The organism is Streptomyces sp. NPDC000229 (assembly GCF_040300825.1).
Lineage (GTDB): Bacteria > Actinomycetota > Actinomycetes > Streptomycetales > Streptomycetaceae > Streptomyces.
Genome location: NZ_JBEPEL010000004.1, coordinates 179,416 through 196,316, shown reverse-complemented (window position 1 = coordinate 196,316; position 16,901 = coordinate 179,416). Strand labels below are relative to the sequence as shown.

Sequence of the window (16,901 nt, the reverse complement as noted above, 5' to 3'; positions counted from 1 at the left end):
GGGAACCCTTCCCATGCACGCAGACCTCTCCCGCGTCACCTTCCGGCCGGACCGGCACTACTCGGCGGTGATCGCCCAGCAGGGCCGCGTCCAGCTCGACGCGGACGCCAATGAGCAGGCCGCCATCCAGCTGCACCAGGCCCGTACCATCGCCGCCGACCTCATCGGGCGGTACGGCGGTCCGCGGGGCGCGACCGGTTTCGCGATCGACTTCAAGGGCCGTGGCCAGGAGCTCGACGAGCTGACCATCGGGCCGGGCCGCTACTACGTGGACGGCATCGCGCTGGACGCGACGCGGCAACAGGCCGGTACGCCGGTCGGCGACGACGGGCAGGTGGCCGAGACCGGGACCGCGGCCTCCACCACGCCGCCGGCCCCGGCGCCGCCCGCCACGTGGACGTACTGGGACCAGCCCGACGGGTACCGGGATCCGGAGCGGCCCGGTGACCGGCTGCCCTCGCAGTTCCCGTACCTGGCCTATCTGAAGGTGTGGGAGCGTTCCGTCACGGCGGCCGAGGACCCGCTGCTGCGCGAGGTGGCGCTGGGTTCGGCGATGCCGGACACGGCGGCCCGCATGAAGGTCGTCTGGCAGGTGCTGCCGCTGCCGGGTGCGCGGCTGGAGGTGGCCGACCAGAGGGACAAGGACCAGGTCCGCGCCGCCTTCGCCGCCTGGGCGGCCGCGCAGGCGCCGACCTCGCGGATGGCGGCCCGCAGCCGGCGCCCCGACCACGCGGACGAGGACCCGTGCCTGGTGGGGCCGGACGCCCGGTACCGGGGCGCGGAGAACCAGCTGTACCGGGTGGAGGTCCACGAGGGCGGGACGGCGGAGAACGCGACGTTCAAGTGGTCGCGGGAGAACGGCTCGGTGACCTTCGCCGTCGACGGGCTCGACGGCACATGGGTGGAGCTGGCCTCGCCGGGCAATGACGACAAGCTGGACCTGAACGTGGGCGACTGGGTCGAGTTCGCCGACACGGCCTACGTCAGCCGTGGTGAGCCGCTGCCGCTGCTGCGGGTCGAGGAGGTCGACCTGCCGGGGCGGCGGGTGCGGCTGTCGGGGGAGCCCGAGCCGTCGGTGGGCCGCCGCCCGGAACTCCACCCGTTCCTGCGGCGCTGGGACCACCGGGCCGGTGGCGGGCGGGCGCACAAGGGTGTGCCGAAGGCCCGGGGCGGCGCGCTGCGGATCGAGGAGGGGCGCTGGCTGCCGCTGGAGGACGGCGTCGAGGTCTGCTTCGAGCCGGGCCGGACGTACCGCTCGGGCGACTTCTGGACGGTCGCCGCGCGGACGGCGACGGGTGACGTGGAGTGGCCCACGGACGCGGCCCGCCGGCCGCTGCTGCTGGCCCCGAGCGGGATCGAGGTCCATTACGCCCCGCTGGCCTGGGTGTTCGGTGAGGGTTCGGTCTCCGATCTGCGCCTGGCGTTCGGGCCGCTGTCCGGTCCGGTCCCGGCCGCGGCGGAGGAGGAGCTGGCGGCGGAAGCGGAGGCCGAGGCGGAGGCCCGGTCCGCCGAGGCGGCCGGTGCCGGGTCCGATTCCTCCGCGCAGGACGAGAACTGACGGACCGGCCGAACCGGAAAGGAGCACCACGATGGCAACTCCGCTGTCCGCCTCCCAGTTGCTCAAGGCCCTTCGTGACGAAGGCCTCCAGGTCGTCGAGCACCGGAACTGGCGTACGCACAACCGCAATCACAAGGGCCCGTGGGGCCCGGTGCACGGGGTGATGATCCATCACACCGTGACCTCGGGCACCCGGAACTCCGTGGACATCTGCTACGACGGCCATTCGAGCCTGCCGGGGCCGCTGTGCCACGGAGTGATCGCCAAGGACGGCTCGGTCCACCTCGTCGGCCACGGGCGGGCCAATCACGCGGGGCTCGGCGACGACGAGGTCCTCCGGGCGGTGATCGACGAACGCGCCTCGCTGCCCGCCGACAACGAGGCCAACACCGACGGCAATCGGTACTTCTACGGGTTCGAATGCATCAACCTCGGCAACGGCACCGACCCGTGGCCGGCGGCCCAGCTGGAGGCGATCGAGAAGGCGGCGGCCGCGCTGTGCCGGGCGCACGGCTGGTCGCACCGCTCGGTGATCGGGCACAAGGAGTGGCAGCCGGGGAAGATCGACCCGCGCGGGTTCACGATGGACTCGATGCGGAAACGGATCGGACAACGGCTCGGCGGAAAGCCGGGCGGTCCGGCGAAACCCCCGGCGCCCAAGCCGCCGTCGTCGTACGAGCCGTTCCCCGGCTCCGCGTTCTTCGCGCCGGGCCGGCGCAGCCCGGTCGTCACGGCCATGGGCAAGCGGCTGGTGGCGGAGGGGTGCGGGCGGTACGAGGTCGGCCCGGGCCCCGAGTGGAGCGAGGCCGACCGGAAGTCGTACGCCGCCTGGCAGCGCAAGCTCGGCTATACGGGCAGCGATGCCGACGGCATCCCGGGGAAGGCCAGCTGGGACAGGCTGAAGGTGCCGAACGTCTGACCCGTGCCCCCCGGGGCCCACGTCCTCAGCCACGGCGGTGGTGGGCGCCGGGGGTGTGGCCGCAGCCGCCCGCGCGGGGGACGTGGGGGATGCCTGCGGGCAGGATGACCCGGCGTCCTGCCTCCGGCTGTCCGGCGCCTACGGGGCGTACGGGGCGTACGGGGCCTACGGGGCCTACGGGGCCTACGGAAAGCCATTGCATAAGCATGCAAACTATGACAATCTTACTCGTACCGCGTTGTACGAGGAGTTTCCCCGCATGGCCCACGAAGCCGACCCGACTACTCCCACCCCAGCATTCCGCATAAACATCGCCCTGGCCCGCGACTGCCACGACTGTGGCGAGTGGGGCACCGTGATCGATTCCCATGGCCACGACCGACCATGCCCCACCTGCCAGCGACCCGACCGCGCATGACCCACGGGCGTGCTTGCAGCGCACCTGGGGCCGCAACGTATGAACTGCCCCCTGCCGGCCGCGTTGGGTGATCCCTGCTGCTACGAGGATCATCCGCGCTCGGTCCGGGACGTGCCGGTTCCACGCGACGGGTCAGTAGTTCCGCCATTCGTGGCGGGTGTACTCCAGCACCGCCGGGTCCATCAGTGTGCTCGCCCGTACGTCCTGGGGGCGCCGGTCCACCGGGAAGACGGTGGCGGCAGCGAGGACGTCGTCGTCCAGGAAGCGCAGGGGCGGCGCGTCGGCCGGCAGGCGCAGCGCCGGGGGCGGCCCGTCGGCGCCGGGGGTGGCGAGGACGAATCCCCAGTTGCCGAAGCTGGGGACGTCGACCTGGTACGGGGTGGTCGCGTAACCGGCCTCACGGATCGTGGCGGCGATGGACCAGTACGACTTGGGTGCGAAGAACGGCGAACCGCCCTGCACCATCACACGGCTGTCGGGGGTCAGGACGCGGCCCAGCAGGTGGTAGAACTCCACGCTGTACAGCTTGGCCAGGGCGGCGGTGTCGGGGTCCGGGAAGTCGATGAGGACCGTGTCGTAGCGCCGGGTGGCGTCCCGCAGCCAGTTGAAGGCGTCGGCGTGGACGACGGTCACCCGCGGGTCGGACAGCGCCCGGCGGTTGAGGTCGACCAGCGGGGCGAAGGTGCGGGCCAGTCGCGTCATCGCCGGGTCGAGGTCGACCAGGGTCACCCTGTCGACGTCGTCGTAGCGCAGCACCTCCCGGAGGGCCAGCGCGTCCCCGCCGCCCAGGACCAGCACGGAGGAGCGCTTTCCCGACAGCGCGGGGTGGACGAGCGCCTCGTGGTAGCGGTACTCGTCCACCGAGGAGAACTGCAGGTCGCCGTTGAGGAACAACCGGGTGTCCGGCTCCCCGGTGAAGGCGGTGGAGCGGGTGACGACGATGTCCTGGTACGGCGTGGTCTCGGCGTGGACGATCGGGTCGCGGTAGAGCTGCTGACGCGCCGTGACCTCGATGTCGTCGGCAAGGACGTACACCGTGGCCAGGACGGCGAGGACACCGGCCGCGCCGGCCAGCAGCGCGTTCCGCACCACCGGGCGGGTCTCGCGGCGGAAGATCCACAGGACGACGACGACCCCGGCCACCGCGTTGACCGCGCCCACCACCAGCGCGCCCTTGAGCTGGCCGAAGGCGGGCAGGAGGAGCAGCGGGAAGCACAGGCCGCCGACCAGCGCGCCGACGTAGTCGGCGGCGAACATGTCGGCCACGGCACTGCCGGCCTCCTGCCGCCGGATGCGCTGGAGCAGCGTCATCAGCAGCGGGATCTCGGCGCCGACGAGGAGGCCGACGACGAACGAGACCACCACCATGGCCGGCATGTAGAGGCGCAGCCAGGCGAACGCCACGTACAGGATGAGCACCGACAGGCCGCCGACGAGCGCGAGCAGGATCTCGACGAGGGCGAAGGCCCCGACCGCGCGCCGTTGCAGCGGCTTGGCGGCCAGGGAACCGATGCCCATGGCGAACACCATGACGGAGATGACCACGGAGGTCTGCATCACGGAGTTGCCGATGAGGTAACTGCCCAGCGCGGTCAGCGCCAGTTCGTAGACCAGACCGCAGGCCGCGCAGACGAACACCGCGAGCAGCAGCAGGAACCGTGTTCCCCGTGCGTACGCCCCCGGCGGCCGGGGGGCGGCGGCCTCAGCGGTGCGGTCCAGGACGGTGGTGCTCATGGTGGGGTCGCTGTCGTTCAGGAAACGGCGGCGCCGACCATGAAGGCCGTGCCGAGGTACATGGCCGCCTGCACCCAGGCGGCGGGGTGGGGGCTGGTGCCGTTGTCGTCGAGAACGGCGTGACCCAGCCGACCGGGGGTCAGCAGCCCGACGATGACGGAGATCAGCGTCATCACGGCGACCCCCGCGAGGCCGTAGAGCAGGGTGCTGAACAGCCCTTCGGCGAGGCCCTGCTCGGATTCGCTGGCGCGGATGGACTGCTCGATGACCAGGCCGATGGCGATCGTCTGGCCGGCGAGGAGTACGGCGGCGCCGCGGTTGCGCTCGGTCCACACCACATGGACGAGCTTTCCGGGGGTGACGAGGTCGAGTGCGATGAAGCCGACCGCCATCACGACGAAGCCGACCAGGCCGTAGAGCAGGGCGGTGCCTGCCGACTCGAAGATCTCTGCCACGGTGTGCCTTTCGGGGTCGTCGTCGAGGAGTACGTAAGGGAGAGGAAATCAGGGTGTACGCGGGTACGCGCCCGGCGACCCGTGGCCGTGGGCCGGGGGTCACTTCCCGGAGCCGGGGCCCCCGCCGCGGAACGCGGCGCTGTCGGGGTCGGGCCACACGGAACCGATGTGGGTCCGCCAGCGGTGGTAGCCGGTCCGGTAGTCCGCGATCTCGATCAGGCTGCCCCTGCCGCTGGTGTGCGGACTGATCGCGACGATGTCGTTGCGGTAGCGGAGGAACTGCTTGTCGCCGTCGCTGAGACGGTCGACGGCGGAGGTGTTGCCGTCGATCTCGCCGGCGACCTTGGACACCGAGTCCGCCTTGTCGACGTAGTCCACGCCTCTGGAGGAGTACTGACTGCGGATCCAGGCGGACGGTACGTCGTTGCCGTCGTCGTCGTCCGGATCGCTGGAGCAGGCGGCGAGGGCCAGCGTGGCGAGGAGCATCGCACTGATGCGTCGAGCGTTCTTCATCGGGCCTCCAGCCGGGTGTGCGTCGCCACGATCCGGCGGCTCTGCGGATAGGTGTGCCAAGTGCGCCAGCTCAGCCCGGCGCTCTCCCGCTCGACGGTCAGTGCGGTGACTGCTTCGGGAGAGCCGGGGAAGACTCCGTACAGCGCCCGGGGGTGGTCCTCCGAGCGGCCCCGGATCCGGGCCACCCGTGCGCTGAACTCCTGGGGTCCGAAGCGCTGGACGTGGGCGCTGAAGGCGTAGTGCCAGTCGTCGAAGTCCTGCGCCGCCGTGTCCGGCAGGCCGCCCTCGACGCCCGGCAGGCAGGCGACGGTCTCCTGGACGGGGCCCGCGAAGACCTGGTGGGAGGCGCCCAGCAGCCTGAGCTGTACGTCGAGACCGCCGACGGTCAGGTCGCGTACGGCGAGTGCCTCGCGTGCGGGACGCCCGAGCACGAAGGACAGCTGGTCGGCGTCGGTGTCCAGGTACGGGGCCGTCAGCGCTATGCCGCTCATCCGGCGCCGCCCGGGCCTCTGACCGGTTCCCTGCCGCGGACGGCAAGCTCGAATCTCAACGATGTTCCCCCGACTGCGAAGTGCTTGGAGCGCGGCTGAGTATGGCACAGGCCATAGGCGTGCCTCAGGCAGGGTGTCCGCCCACGTCCCGGTCGGAGCCGGGCCACACATAGGGGAGGTCGGGCGGGACGTCGGCGAAGTGGGCCGCGTAGAAGACGGGGTCCTTGCGCAGGAGGGCCGACCGGTGGCTGCGGTGGAAGTCGGGGTCGCCGAGCCAGGGCGGCAGCTCACCGGCCTCGGCGAGTTCGTCCTGCGGGCGGACCGGTGCGCCGGGGCGGACGGTGTGGAAACCCGCGAGCAGGGACGCGGCGCAGGTGTCGCCGTGTCCCCTGGCGGTCCACGCCCCGCACACCTCCAGGCCGTAACGGACCAGGGCCTCCTCGTAGCCGGTCCACATCCGCACCGCCGGATGCCGCCGCCAGCCGTAACCCGGCACGGTCAGCCCGCGCAGCACCTGGAGCGCTTCGACCCGCTGCTTGCCCAGGCGGCGCGGGTCGAGCACCTCGGCGCACGCCGAGAACCGCGGGAACGGCAGAAAGGTCTGCACATCCCGTGTCTACCGCCCCCGGTCCGCCCCCGCACTCCGGACGGGCCGTGCGTGGCGGGCCTTCGCGGCGCGGTTCCGCGGGGCCGGCGGGCCCGGACCCGCTTCCCGCCCCGGCGCCCGTGCTCAACGAGCGACCGCCTTTTTCGGGCCCCCCAGCGGCTCCAGGTCGGCCACCGTGCCCGGCCCCCGCCCGGCCTGCACTGCGCGCACCTGATCCGCCGCCACCCCCGGGACGGTCTCACCCCGCCTGGGCGATGATCCTCCTCATGGCGCGTTCGGCGAGGGCGGCGATGGTGAGGGAGGGGTTCGCGCCGCCCACGTTGCCGGGGATCAGCGACCCGTCGAGGACGTAGAGGCCCTTCACACCATGGACCCGGCCTTCGAGGTCCGTGGTGCGGCCGATGACGCACCCCCCGAGCGGATGGCCGGTGAAGGGGTACGTCTTGACCGAGACGGGGAGCATGCCGGGGTTGGCCGCGATGACCCGGGAGCTGAGATCCGTCGCGGACCTGGCCGCTGCCGCGGACTTCTCGGTCGACCAGTCGGCGAGCGTCACCCGGCGGCCGCGCGGGTCGTAGCGGAACGTCCCCCGGTTGTCGGTGTCGACCGTGACGCTGAAGGTGATGGTCGCCGGTAGGGCGTGATAGGCGGGGAGGACCCAGTTCTCGGCGAGCAGCGGCAGGTCGAATTCGTCGGGGAAGAACGCACCGGAGGCACAGGGGGCGCCCTGTGAGCCGCCGTGGAAGCGCAGGGTCTGTGAGCGGAGGGTGGCCTGGTCGCCGTTGTCACCGAAACCGGTGCCGAGGGACGCGGGCAGGTCGGCGAGGTCCCCGCGGTCGCGTGCCGCCACCAGGAGCCGGTTGGTGTTCAGCGTGCCGGCGGCGACGAACAGCATGTCGCACGTGAACTCGACGGTGCCGAGCACGGCTCCGCCGGTGGTGAGCCGGCGGACCTCCACCGAGAAACGTCCGTCGCGCCGCCGGCCGATGGACCGCACCTCGTGCAGAGGGCGCACTTGTACGTGCCCGGTGGACAGGGCCGCGGGGAGGTAGTTCCGGGTCAGTGACTTCTTGGCACCGTTGCCACAGCCGAAGTCGGACTCGCCCACGGTCGCCGACAGAGGTGCGGCGTGGGCGAGTTCCCGTCGGACGACGTCCCAGTCGAACGTCGAGTCCAGGGGGAAGGTCCGGAAGCCCGCCCTGGCGAGGTGCTCGTCCCACAGCCGGGAGTGGGTGAACGGCATCGAGCGGTAGACGTCCCGCGGCATCGGGGAGGCGCCCAGCATGCGCCGGACCTTGGGGAACCAGATCCGGGTGAACTCCTCGTAGGGCAGGCCCGAGGGGTAGAGCCGTTCGAAGTACCGCCTGGGCGGGGCCACCGTGACGCCGGTGTAGACGATGGACCCACCGCCGACCGCCGCCCCGCAGGCGATGTCGAGGCCTCGCTCCTCGGACACCTCCATCACCCCCGGACCGGGTCTGACCGGGGTGGGCGGCAGCGCCGGCCAGCGCGTCGTGCGCCGGAACCAGAACATCGTGTCGGTGACACCGTTCATCGACCCGAAGACGTGCCTCCGGGGAGCGACGGGCCACTCCCGGCCGCGCTCCACCACCAGGGTGTCCACCCCCGCCCGCCCGAGCCGCAGCGCCGCCACCGCGCCACCGAACCCCGACCCGATCACCAGAGCTCTGAAGTGCGTCCGCGACGCGGCGACGGCGAACGCCCGGCTCCCGGCACCGCCCAGCACGGCCGCGCCCAGCCCGGCCAGCGTTCCCCGGCCGGCGAGCCCCAGCACTTCTCGACGACGAATCGGCATGGACCACTCCTACGTGGGGACGCGACGGGCACTCGGCTGCGGAACGATCACCTCCCCTCGCAGGACACGCCGCCTGCACCGGACCGGGCGACGCCGGGGCATGACCTGAGGGCGTCACCGCATGCCGGTGGCGGCAGCGGCCGATGGCCACGTGCGACATACGTTCGAAGGGCCTGCCGACGTGACGCCGGCCGGGAGGGGCAGTTGAACCGGGCATGAAGAAGCGCGGCATGCTCGCCGTCGCGTCCCTCGTCGCCGGAGCGGCGATCGCCGCCCTCAGCCCCGCGCCGCCCGCCGCCGCGGCCACCCCTGACGGTCCGTCGAACAGCGCGGACGATCTCGGTTCCGCCGAGAGCCGGGAGGACGGGGACGAGGAGCCCGCCGCGCACGCGTAGGCGCGTACGCGGACGGGACGCGAGAGTGACGGAGCGTGCGGGTACGCCGTGCGGGGCACCCCCCGTGCGGACCTCCCCCGGGGCGGACTACGGCTCAGCCGCCGGGGAGTGGGGCGGCCGTCCCGGTCGACGAGGTGGTCAGACCGGGGCGCCGTCGACGCCCACGGCTCCGCAGCCGGGGTGACCCCAGCGTGACCCGAGCTTGGCGATCGGGTCACCGGCGGCGTACGGCCGGCCGCAAGGACAGGTGCCGCGGAACTTCGCCTTGATGGTGCGCGACGCGGTGCCCGACGTGGCTCGGGCCGGCCGCTTCCTGGCGGTGGCGCCGGATTTCGTACGGGCCGGGGCGCTGCGGTCCGGCGCGGGTACCGGCAACCGGGTGTCACCGAGCGCGGTGCCGGCGGCCTGCTGGGTGGCCGCGGCGTCGCTCGCGGCCTGGTCGGCGATCGCGTTCAGGGGGTCGCCCCCCACGCGGTGGGCGGGCACGTACCGGAACTCGACGTCCCGGGCCGCCAGCAGGGCGTCGATGCCCTGTACGAGCTCCTGGTTGGCGACGGGCTTGCCGGCCGCCGTCTTCCAGCCGTTGCGCTTCCAGTTCGGCAGCCACTGCGTCACGGCCTTCATGGCGTACTGGGAGTCCATGCGCACCTCCAAGGAGGTCCCGGGGGCGACCGCCTCCAACAGCCGGAGCAGGGCGGTGAGTTCGCCCACGTTGTTGGTGGCACGGCCCAGAGGTCCGGACTCCCAGCGCTCTGGGCGGCCTTCCGCGTCGGCGATGACCCACGCCCAGCCGGCCGGGCCGGGATTTCCCTTGGCCGCCCCGTCACAGGCGGCGATGATGCGATCGGACATCCCCCGATCATGCCTTACGCCTGCGTGAGGACCGGGACGTGGTGTCTGCGCCTCCCGACCCCTCCGGTGCGGAATCATGCCCCGTGTCGGCTTCGGTACTCCGGGCAGCCACGACCGGGCGGAACCGACTTCCTTGAGCGGGAGGACTGTTGAACTCCAGAGGGATGGGCCGGGCGGAGACCGGGACGACCACGGACGGGTCAGACGTGCCCGCCGCGCCGGAATTACCGGATGCACCAGATGTTCTGGATACCCGGGACAACCCGAATGCCCTGGATGCTCCGGATGCTCCGGCGGTGACGGCAGGGACGGATGTACCGGACACCCGAGGGGCGTTGGCGTCCGCCGACCCGCCGGCCCCCACGCCGGTGCCCCCACCGGCGCTCTCACGCCGCCGGTTCCTCGCCGGCGCCGGGTCCGCCGCGGGAGCCGTGCTGGTCTCCCCGGCCACGGCCGCGGCCGTGGCGGCACGGGACCAGGTCGTCTCCCTGCGCTACACCGCGGCCACGAACGGGGCGGCGGACATCGCCCCTTCGGGCGACCGGCTGATCGCCGAAGTCCAGCACGTCATCTGGTCGTTGCCGCGCACGGGCGGCACCGCTGTCGCGCTGACCCCGGCCGAACTGGAACCCAGCCGCCCGGTCCACTCGCCGGACGGGTCCCTGGTCGCCTTCTGCGCGTACCAGGGCGGAGGGTTCCATGTGTGGACCATGCGGCCCGACGGCTCGGACGTCCGCCGGCGCACCGATGGGCCCTGGGACGACCGGGGCCCCGCCTGGTCGCCGGACGGCAGGCGGATCGCGTTCGCCTCCGAACGCGGCGGCGACCCCGTCGCCGGTGCCCCGTACCGCATCCAGGTGCTCGATCTGCGCACCGGCGCGCTCACGGCGGTCAGTGGGCTGCCGGGACAGGCGGGGCCCTTGCAGGACGGCCACTGGGAGGACTTCGACCCCACGTGGTCGCCGGACGGTGAGCGGATCCTGTTCGTACGGGCGGCCCTGACGACCGCCCCCTCGGGTGCGGCTCTCGAAGCGCGGACCGTCGTCTCCGTACCGGCGGACGGCAATGGGCCGGTGCGCGTCGTGCACACCGAATCCACCGCCGCCCAGGTGATGACCCCCGCCCTGTCCCCGGACGGGAAGCGGCTCGCGTACCTGCGGGTCACGACTGCGCCCCACGGCGGGTGCACGCTCGTCGTGGACGGCGAGCCGGTGGCCGTGACCGGGGACGTCGCCGCCGTGCCACCGCGCTGGACCGCCGGTGGCGAGCTGCTGCTCACCGTCGACGGCCGGTTCACCTTCGTACGCCCGGAGGCGCCCCACGCCCTGGAGCCCATCCCCTTCGAGGCGACCGTGCCGGTGCGCCGCCCGCGCTACCGGACCAAGCGGCACGACTTCGACGGCGGTCGCACCCGTCCGGTGCGGGGCGTCCACCTGCCGGCACTGGCACCCGACGGGCGCCGACTGGCCTTCGCCGCGCTGAACTCGCTGTGGCTGGCCGACACGTCGAGCGGCCGTCCGCCGCGCCGGCTGGTGCGCGCGGGCACGACGCGCTACCTCCTGGGGCCGGTGTGGGCGCCCGACGGGGAGTCGCTGGTGTACGCCGATGACAGCGACGGCCTGCTCGGGGTGTACCGCCACACCCTCGCCACGGGTACGCGCACGGCGCTGGCGACCGGCGGGCGGGTCCATCCGGCCCTCTCCCCCGACGGCGGCCGGCTCGCGTGTCTGGACCTGACCGGCCGCCTCGTCGTCAAGGACCTGTCCACGGACACCGAGCGGGTGCTCGCGGCCCCGCTGGGCGGCGGCGGCCTGCCGGGACGGCCCAGCTGGTCACCGGACGGGCGGTACCTCGCTTTGTGCGACCGGAACCGGCTCAACCAGCGGTTCCGCGAGGGCTACAACCTCATCCGGGTCGTGGACGCCGCGACCGGCGCGGCCCGGCTGCACGCCGTCGCCCCGCACACCTCGATCTCCGACCGCTACGGTTCCGGGCCCGTGTGGTCGCCCGACGGCCGCTGGATGGCGGTGATCGTGGAATCGGCCCTGTGCCTGCTGCCGGTGACGGCGGACGGCAGGCCGGCGGGCCCCCTGCGCACGCTCTCCACCGAACCGGCCGACCACCCTTCCTGGTCCGGCGACTCCCGCACGCTGCTGTACCTGTCGGGTGCCCGGCTGCGGCTGACCGGTGTCGACGGAGGCGGTCCACGCACCGTGCGCGTACCGCTGGACTACCGGCGGCCCGAACCCGCCGACACCGTCGTACACGCCGGCCGTTTCTGGGACGGGACCGGCGACGACGCGTCGGTCCGGGAGGACGTCGACGTCGTCGTACGCGGCGGGCGCGTCGCGGCGGTGGAGCCGCACCGGCCGGACCGCGCCCGGCCCGCGACGCGGCGGGTCGACGCCTCGGGCCGGACGGTGCTTCCCGGGCTGTGGGACGCGCACACCCACCCCTGGCAATACACCTACGGCGGCCGGCAGACGGCCTGCCAACTGGCGTACGGCATCACGACCGCCGTCTCGCTCGGTGGGTTCGCCCACGAGCAGGCCCGCATCCGGGAGGCGGTCGACGCCGGGCAGCTGGCGGGCCCGCGGCTGCTCAGCTGCGGCGAGCTCCTGGACGGCTCCCGGGTCGCCTACAGCATGGGCAGGGCCCACCTCACGTGCGAGGGGCTGCGCAGGTCGCTGGAGCGGGGGGCGGCGCTCGACTGGGACGTGGTCAAGACGTACGTCAGGGCGCCGGGCTGGGTGATGGAGGAGGCCGCGCGGTTCGCGCACGAGCGGCTCGGGGTCCGCGTGGGCAGTCACTTCTGCTCGCCGGGCCTGCAGACGGGGCAGGACATGACGAGCCATCTGCAGGCGACCCAGCGGGGCGAGTCCGGGCACGCGGTGACCGCCGCCGGCCGGGCGTACCAGGACGTGCGGGAGCTCTACACGGCTCCCGGTGCGGGATTCACCCTGATCGCCACACCGTTCACGGCGATGTGGCTGGTCGGGGCCGATCCTGGTCTCGTCCAGGACGAGCGGGTCGAGTCGGTCATGGCGCCATGGGATTCGGCGCTCGTACGGCAGATGGCCGCGCAGCCGCCGAGCGACGCGCACCTGGACACGCTGCTCACGGAGGTCGGGGTGTACCGGCGCGTGCTGGCGTCCGGGGGGCTGGTGGCGCTGGGCACGGACGCGCCGATCGTCCCGGTCGGCCTGTCACTGCACCTGAACCTGCGGGCGCTGCACCTGGGCGGTCTGTCGCCCGCCGAGGCGCTGAGAACGGCGACCCTGCTCCCCGCGCGGGCCTTCGCCCTGGACCGGCAGCTGGGCACGCTGGAGGTGGGCAAGGTCGCGGACGTCACGGTGGTGGACGGGGACCCGTTCAGGGACTTCGACTCGCTGGTACGCACGGTCTCGGTGCTCAAGGGCGGGGTGCCGCATGAGAGGTCGGCCCTCGTCGCGGCGTTCCGCCCGCCGGGCGGCCGCCGGATCGTGGACCGGCCGATGCCGGGCGCGGAGGGCTGGCTGGACGTCGGCCGCGTGATGCGGCAGGACGGCTGCTGTTCGGCCGGCCCGGCACACGGCTGACCGGCTGCCGCGTCACCACCCGTGCCGCCCGCCACGGTTCCCGTCGTGGGCGGCACGGGTGGTGACGCTCAGCTCTCGGCGTCCTGCGGGTACCAGCGCAGCTCGACCGTGTTGCCGTCGGGGTCCTTCACATAGACCGACTGGGCGCTGCCGCGCGCGCCGAAGCGGCTGACCGGCCCCTCCAGCACGTCGAACGTGCCCGAGTCGATCACCTCCTGCCAGTCCAGGGGGTCCACGACCAGGCAGATGTGGTCCACATTGGATTCGCCGCGCGGACGGCTGAGCAAGTCGATGATCATCGTCGGACTGACCCGCACGGACGGGAACGGCACCTTGCCGGCCCGCCACTCCTCGACCCGCACCGGTTCGAGACCGAGCGGCCCGCAGTAGAACTCCAGCGACCGCTCGACGTCCTCGACATTGAGCACCACGTGATCGAAATCCTTGACCCGCACCGGGCCACCCCCTCCACTTGACCAACGCCACGGTACCGGGCCGTCGGTGGTGCGCCCGTCAAGGGGCATGGCACGAAGCCGCCCGGTCAGGCTGCCGGTACGCCGCCGAGTCGCTCCCCGACCCGTACGGCGGTCTCCCTGAGCCAGATGTGGGCGGCGTCGTGGGTGTGGACGGGGTGCCACCACAGGGCCTCCCTCAAGGGCACCGCCTCGTACGGGGGCCGCAGGACACGGACCGCGACGAGGGGGGCGAGCCGCCGGGCCAGGCGTTCCTGGACGAGGGCCACGCGTCGGGTACCGGCGACCATCAGCGGCAGCAGCTGGAAGCTGTCGACGGAGACCTCGACGCGCGGCTCGATGCCGAGCATGCCGAGCTGGCGTACGGCGGGTGCGTCGTAGGTGCGTTGATAGGTGACCCACGGCAGCCGGGCCAGGTCCTCGCGGGTGAGGTGCTCATGGACCTCGGGGTGGTCGTCCGCGACGAGGAGGACCCAGCGGTCGTCGTAGAGGTCGGTGGCGGGGAAGCCGCTGATGACCCCGTGCGGCATGAGCAGGCCGTCCGTGGCGCTCAGGAGCGTGGCCGTGTCGTCGGCCACGGTGGGCGGGGTCTGGGTGAAGCGCAGGCGGATGCCGGGCGCCTCCCGGTGCACGACGCGGGCCAGTTCGGTGCCGAACACCGCGACGGCGTAGTCGGACGCCAGGAGCGTGAACTCGCGGCTCTCGGTGGCGGGGTCGAAGTCGGCCTGGCTGCTGAAGAGGCGTTCCAGCAGGTCGCACGTCGTGGCGGTGCGGTCCAGGAGGACCTGTCCGAGGGCGGTCAGTTCGTAGTGGCCGCCTACGCGGGCGAGCAGGTCGTCGTCGAAGTGACGGCGCAGGCGGGCCAGCGCGGCGCTCATGGCCGGCTGGCTGAGGCCCACGCGCTGCCCGGCGCGGGTGACGTTGCGCTCTTCCAGCAGGGCGCGCAGGGCGACGACGAGGTTGAGGTCGAGGCGGGCCAGGTTCACGGATTTTTCCCTACGGCGGGCGACTGAACAGGAAGTATAAACAGCATGGATTTCCACGATCCACAGAATCGATTTCCCTGATCAGGGGCGGCGGGTCCAGATTGGTCGCACCGCAACCAGGAGGACGTCTCTGTGAAACCCCCACCCGCATCCGTGCCGTTCGCGGGGCCTTTCGCCCTCGCCACCCTCTCCGCCCCGGACGGGCCCGCGTTCCCCGCCCTGGTCACGTCGGACGAGCGGGTGATCGACCTCCGCGTCGCGCTGGAGGCGCCCGGATCGACCGTGCGCGATCTGCTCGACCGGTGGGGGGACGTACTGCCCCGGCTGCGCGCCGTGGCCGCCGGCAGGGACGGCGAGCGGCGGCCGCCGACCGGATTCCGGGTGCACGCGCCGGTCGAGCCGCGCCAGGTCCTCCAGTCGGGAGCCAACTACCGACGGCACGTGATCGACCTGCACATGGCCCACCGCGACCCCTCCGACGACCGCCCGGACGACGTGCGCCGCGCAGAGGCCGCGGAGATCATGGACCGGCGGGCGGCCGAGGACCTGCCGTACGTGTTCATCGGCCTGCCGAGCGCGATCACCGGCCCGTACGACGACGTCGTCCTCCCCGCGTGGGCCGAACAACCGGACTGGGAGCTGGAGTTGGCCGCCGTGATCGGCAGGCCCGCCCACCGGGTGTCCGTGGAGGACGCCTTGTCGTACGTCGCCGGGTACACCATCGCCAACGACCTGACCGACCGTGCCGCCGTCTTCCGCCGCGACATGCCGCAGATCGGCACCGACTGGCTGCGCAGCAAGAACGCGCCGGGTTTCACCCCGCTCGGCCCGTGGATCGTGCCGGCGGAGTCGGTCGCCGACCCCGACGACCTGCGGGTCACCCTGAAGCTCAACGGCGAGGTGATGCAGGACGAGTCCACCAAGGACATGATCTTCGGCGTCGCCCGCGTGGTGTCGTACGCCTCCCAGGTCGCCCGGCTGCTCCCCGGCGACCTGGTGCTGACGGGCAGCCCGGCAGGCAACGGCATGCACTGGGGGCGGCTGCTGCGGGGCGGCGACGTGATGGACGGCTCGATCACCGGCCTGGGCGCCCAGCGCACCCGGTGCGTGACGGAGGCGCCGTGATGCCGGACCGCCGCGACCCGGAAGGCGCCATAGCCCGGGCCGCCAGGGCGTACTCCAACTGGGGCCGCTGGGGCGAGGAGGACGTGCTCGGCACCCTCAACCTCCTCGACGAGGCCAAGCGGCGTGAGGGCGCCGGTCTCGTCCGCCGGGGCGTCAGCTTCTCCCTCTCGCAGCGCTTCGACATGGACGGGCCGCAGAAGGGGTGGCGGCGCCGCACCAATCCGGTGCACACGATGCTGGACACGGGCACCGACGCCGCTCTGGGCACCCAGGGGTTCCCGCACGGGATCGGCGGCGCCGACGATGTGATCGCGATGCCGTTGCAGTGCTCGACCCAGTGGGACGGGCTGGGGCACATCTTCGACCACGGCAAGGCGTGGAACGGCCGGGACGCCGCCACGACCGTCACCTCCGAGGGTGACCTCGTCACCGGCATCGAGCACATGGCACCGTACGTCGCCGGGCGCGGCGTGCTGCTGGACGTCGGCCGCGTGGTGGGACGGGACGGTGAACTGCCCGACGGGTTCGCCATCACCGAGGAGCACCTGGCCGCGACCGCCCGGGCGCACGGGGTGTCCGTCGGCCGCGGCGACATCGTCGTCGTACGCACCGGCCGACTGGCCCGGGCGCGCCGCGAAGGGTGGGGCGACTACGCGGGCGGGCCCGCGCCCGGGCTGTCCTTCACCACCGCCGGATGGCTGCACGGCAGCGAGATCGCCGCGATCTCCACCGACACCTGGGGGTTCGAGGTGCGGCCCAACGAGTTCGAGCACGCCTTCCAGCCGCTGCACCAGGTTGCCATCCCGCACATCGGCCTGCTCATCGGCGAGATGTGGGATCCGGAGGCCCTGGCCGGGGACTGCGCGGCCGACGGTGTGTACGACTTCTGGCTCACCGCCGCCCCGCTCCCCATCACCGGGGCGGTCGGCTCGCCCGTCAATCCCGTCGCCGTCAAGTGACACGTGGGGCAAGGGAGTTCCT

Annotated in this window: 15 protein-coding genes; 6 read left to right on the top strand and 9 right to left on the bottom strand. The window is 72.8% G+C overall.

Features of this window, described 5'->3' with window-relative positions; all coding sequences use genetic code 11:
- Positions 1–13: 13 nt before the first annotated feature.
- Both ABT360_RS04485 and ABT360_RS04480 read left to right on the top strand, forming a co-directional pair.
- The gene (locus ABT360_RS04485; RefSeq protein WP_351810493.1) at positions 14–1,558 is read left to right on the top strand and encodes a DUF6519 domain-containing protein; all 1,545 of its coding nucleotides are present in this window, start codon (positions 14–16) and stop codon (positions 1,556–1,558) included.
- A 31-nt stretch (positions 1,559–1,589) separates the two neighbouring features.
- Complete coding sequence (locus tag ABT360_RS04480; RefSeq protein ID WP_351810490.1) at positions 1,590–2,477, top strand: peptidoglycan-binding protein; 888 nt, start codon at positions 1,590–1,592, stop codon at positions 2,475–2,477.
- A 550-nt stretch (positions 2,478–3,027) separates the two neighbouring features.
- Here ABT360_RS04480 and ABT360_RS04475 read toward each other — a convergent pair.
- The 6 genes from ABT360_RS04475 to ABT360_RS04450 all read right to left on the bottom strand — a co-directional run bounded on the left by ABT360_RS04475 (position 3,028) and on the right by ABT360_RS04450 (position 8,511).
- Positions 3,028–4,629 carry a polyamine aminopropyltransferase gene (locus ABT360_RS04475; protein WP_351810487.1) on the bottom strand — a complete coding sequence of 534 codons (1,602 nt, stop codon included), beginning with the start codon at positions 4,627–4,629 and terminating at the stop codon, positions 3,028–3,030.
- 17 nt (positions 4,630–4,646) lie between these two features.
- Positions 4,647–5,084 (bottom strand): DUF350 domain-containing protein, encoded by a 438-nt coding sequence (locus ABT360_RS04470; protein WP_351810484.1) that lies wholly within the window; start codon positions 5,082–5,084, stop codon positions 4,647–4,649.
- A 99-nt stretch (positions 5,085–5,183) separates the two neighbouring features.
- Positions 5,184–5,597, bottom strand: coding sequence for a DUF4247 domain-containing protein (locus tag ABT360_RS04465; RefSeq protein ID WP_351810481.1), 414 nt, complete (start codon positions 5,595–5,597; stop codon positions 5,184–5,186).
- Positions 5,594–6,088, bottom strand: coding sequence for a DUF2617 family protein (locus ABT360_RS04460; protein WP_351810478.1), 495 nt, complete (start codon positions 6,086–6,088; stop codon positions 5,594–5,596). The genes ABT360_RS04465 and ABT360_RS04460 overlap by 4 nt, the downstream gene beginning before the upstream one ends.
- A gap of 124 nt (positions 6,089–6,212) precedes the next feature.
- Positions 6,213–6,695, bottom strand: a complete 483-nt coding sequence (locus ABT360_RS04455) for an MSMEG_6728 family protein (protein WP_351810475.1) — start codon at positions 6,693–6,695, stop codon at positions 6,213–6,215.
- Between the two features lie 238 nt (positions 6,696–6,933).
- Positions 6,934–8,511 (bottom strand): GMC oxidoreductase, encoded by a 1,578-nt coding sequence (locus ABT360_RS04450; protein ID WP_351810473.1) that lies wholly within the window; start codon positions 8,509–8,511, stop codon positions 6,934–6,936.
- A gap of 215 nt (positions 8,512–8,726) precedes the next feature.
- Between ABT360_RS04450 and ABT360_RS04445 the strand changes: the two genes are divergently transcribed.
- The gene (locus ABT360_RS04445) at positions 8,727–8,906 is read left to right on the top strand and encodes a hypothetical protein (protein ID WP_351810470.1); all 180 of its coding nucleotides are present in this window, start codon (positions 8,727–8,729) and stop codon (positions 8,904–8,906) included.
- A gap of 138 nt (positions 8,907–9,044) precedes the next feature.
- Here the strand turns inward: ABT360_RS04445 and ABT360_RS04440 are convergent, their stop codons facing one another.
- Positions 9,045–9,758 carry a ribonuclease H family protein gene (locus ABT360_RS04440; RefSeq protein WP_351810467.1) on the bottom strand — a complete coding sequence of 238 codons (714 nt, stop codon included), beginning with the start codon at positions 9,756–9,758 and terminating at the stop codon, positions 9,045–9,047.
- Between the two features lie 335 nt (positions 9,759–10,093).
- Here ABT360_RS04440 and ABT360_RS04435 point away from each other — a divergent pair, with 335 nt between their 5' ends.
- Positions 10,094–13,336 carry an amidohydrolase family protein gene (locus tag ABT360_RS04435; protein ID WP_351810566.1) on the top strand — a complete coding sequence of 1,081 codons (3,243 nt, stop codon included), beginning with the start codon at positions 10,094–10,096 and terminating at the stop codon, positions 13,334–13,336.
- Positions 13,337–13,404: 68 nt separating this feature from the next.
- On the opposite strand, the gene ABT360_RS04430 is transcribed toward ABT360_RS04435, so the two are convergent.
- Together ABT360_RS04430 and ABT360_RS04425 are read right to left on the bottom strand one after the other, a co-directional pair.
- The gene (locus ABT360_RS04430; RefSeq protein ID WP_351810464.1) at positions 13,405–13,791 is read right to left on the bottom strand and encodes a VOC family protein; all 387 of its coding nucleotides are present in this window, start codon (positions 13,789–13,791) and stop codon (positions 13,405–13,407) included.
- An 86-nt stretch (positions 13,792–13,877) separates the two neighbouring features.
- Positions 13,878–14,795, bottom strand: a complete 918-nt coding sequence (locus tag ABT360_RS04425) for a LysR family transcriptional regulator (protein ID WP_351810461.1) — start codon at positions 14,793–14,795, stop codon at positions 13,878–13,880.
- Positions 14,796–14,927: 132 nt separating this feature from the next.
- Here ABT360_RS04425 and ABT360_RS04420 point away from each other — a divergent pair, with 132 nt between their 5' ends.
- Positions 14,928–15,920, top strand: coding sequence for a fumarylacetoacetate hydrolase family protein (locus ABT360_RS04420; protein ID WP_351810458.1), 993 nt, complete (start codon positions 14,928–14,930; stop codon positions 15,918–15,920).
- Positions 15,917–16,879, top strand: coding sequence for a cyclase family protein (locus ABT360_RS04415; RefSeq protein WP_351810455.1), 963 nt, complete (start codon positions 15,917–15,919; stop codon positions 16,877–16,879). The genes ABT360_RS04420 and ABT360_RS04415 overlap by 4 nt, the downstream gene beginning before the upstream one ends.
- Positions 16,880–16,901: the final 22 nt, after the last annotated feature.

Coding starts and splice junctions, on each gene's coding strand:
- ABT360_RS04485 (WP_351810493.1), top strand. CDS start 14: ATGCACGCAGACCTCTCCCGCGTCACCTTCCGGCCGGACCGGCACTAC.
- ABT360_RS04480 (WP_351810490.1), top strand. CDS start 1,590: ATGGCAACTCCGCTGTCCGCCTCCCAGTTGCTCAAGGCCCTTCGTGAC.
- ABT360_RS04475 (WP_351810487.1), bottom strand. CDS start 4,629: ATGAGCACCACCGTCCTGGACCGCACCGCTGAGGCCGCCGCCCCCCGG.
- ABT360_RS04465 (WP_351810481.1), bottom strand. CDS start 5,597: ATGAAGAACGCTCGACGCATCAGTGCGATGCTCCTCGCCACGCTGGCC.
- ABT360_RS04460 (WP_351810478.1), bottom strand. CDS start 6,088: ATGAGCGGCATAGCGCTGACGGCCCCGTACCTGGACACCGACGCCGAC.
- ABT360_RS04450 (WP_351810473.1), bottom strand. CDS start 8,511: ATGCCGATTCGTCGTCGAGAAGTGCTGGGGCTCGCCGGCCGGGGAACG.
- ABT360_RS04445 (WP_351810470.1), top strand. CDS start 8,727: ATGAAGAAGCGCGGCATGCTCGCCGTCGCGTCCCTCGTCGCCGGAGCG.
- ABT360_RS04440 (WP_351810467.1), bottom strand. CDS start 9,758: ATGTCCGATCGCATCATCGCCGCCTGTGACGGGGCGGCCAAGGGAAAT.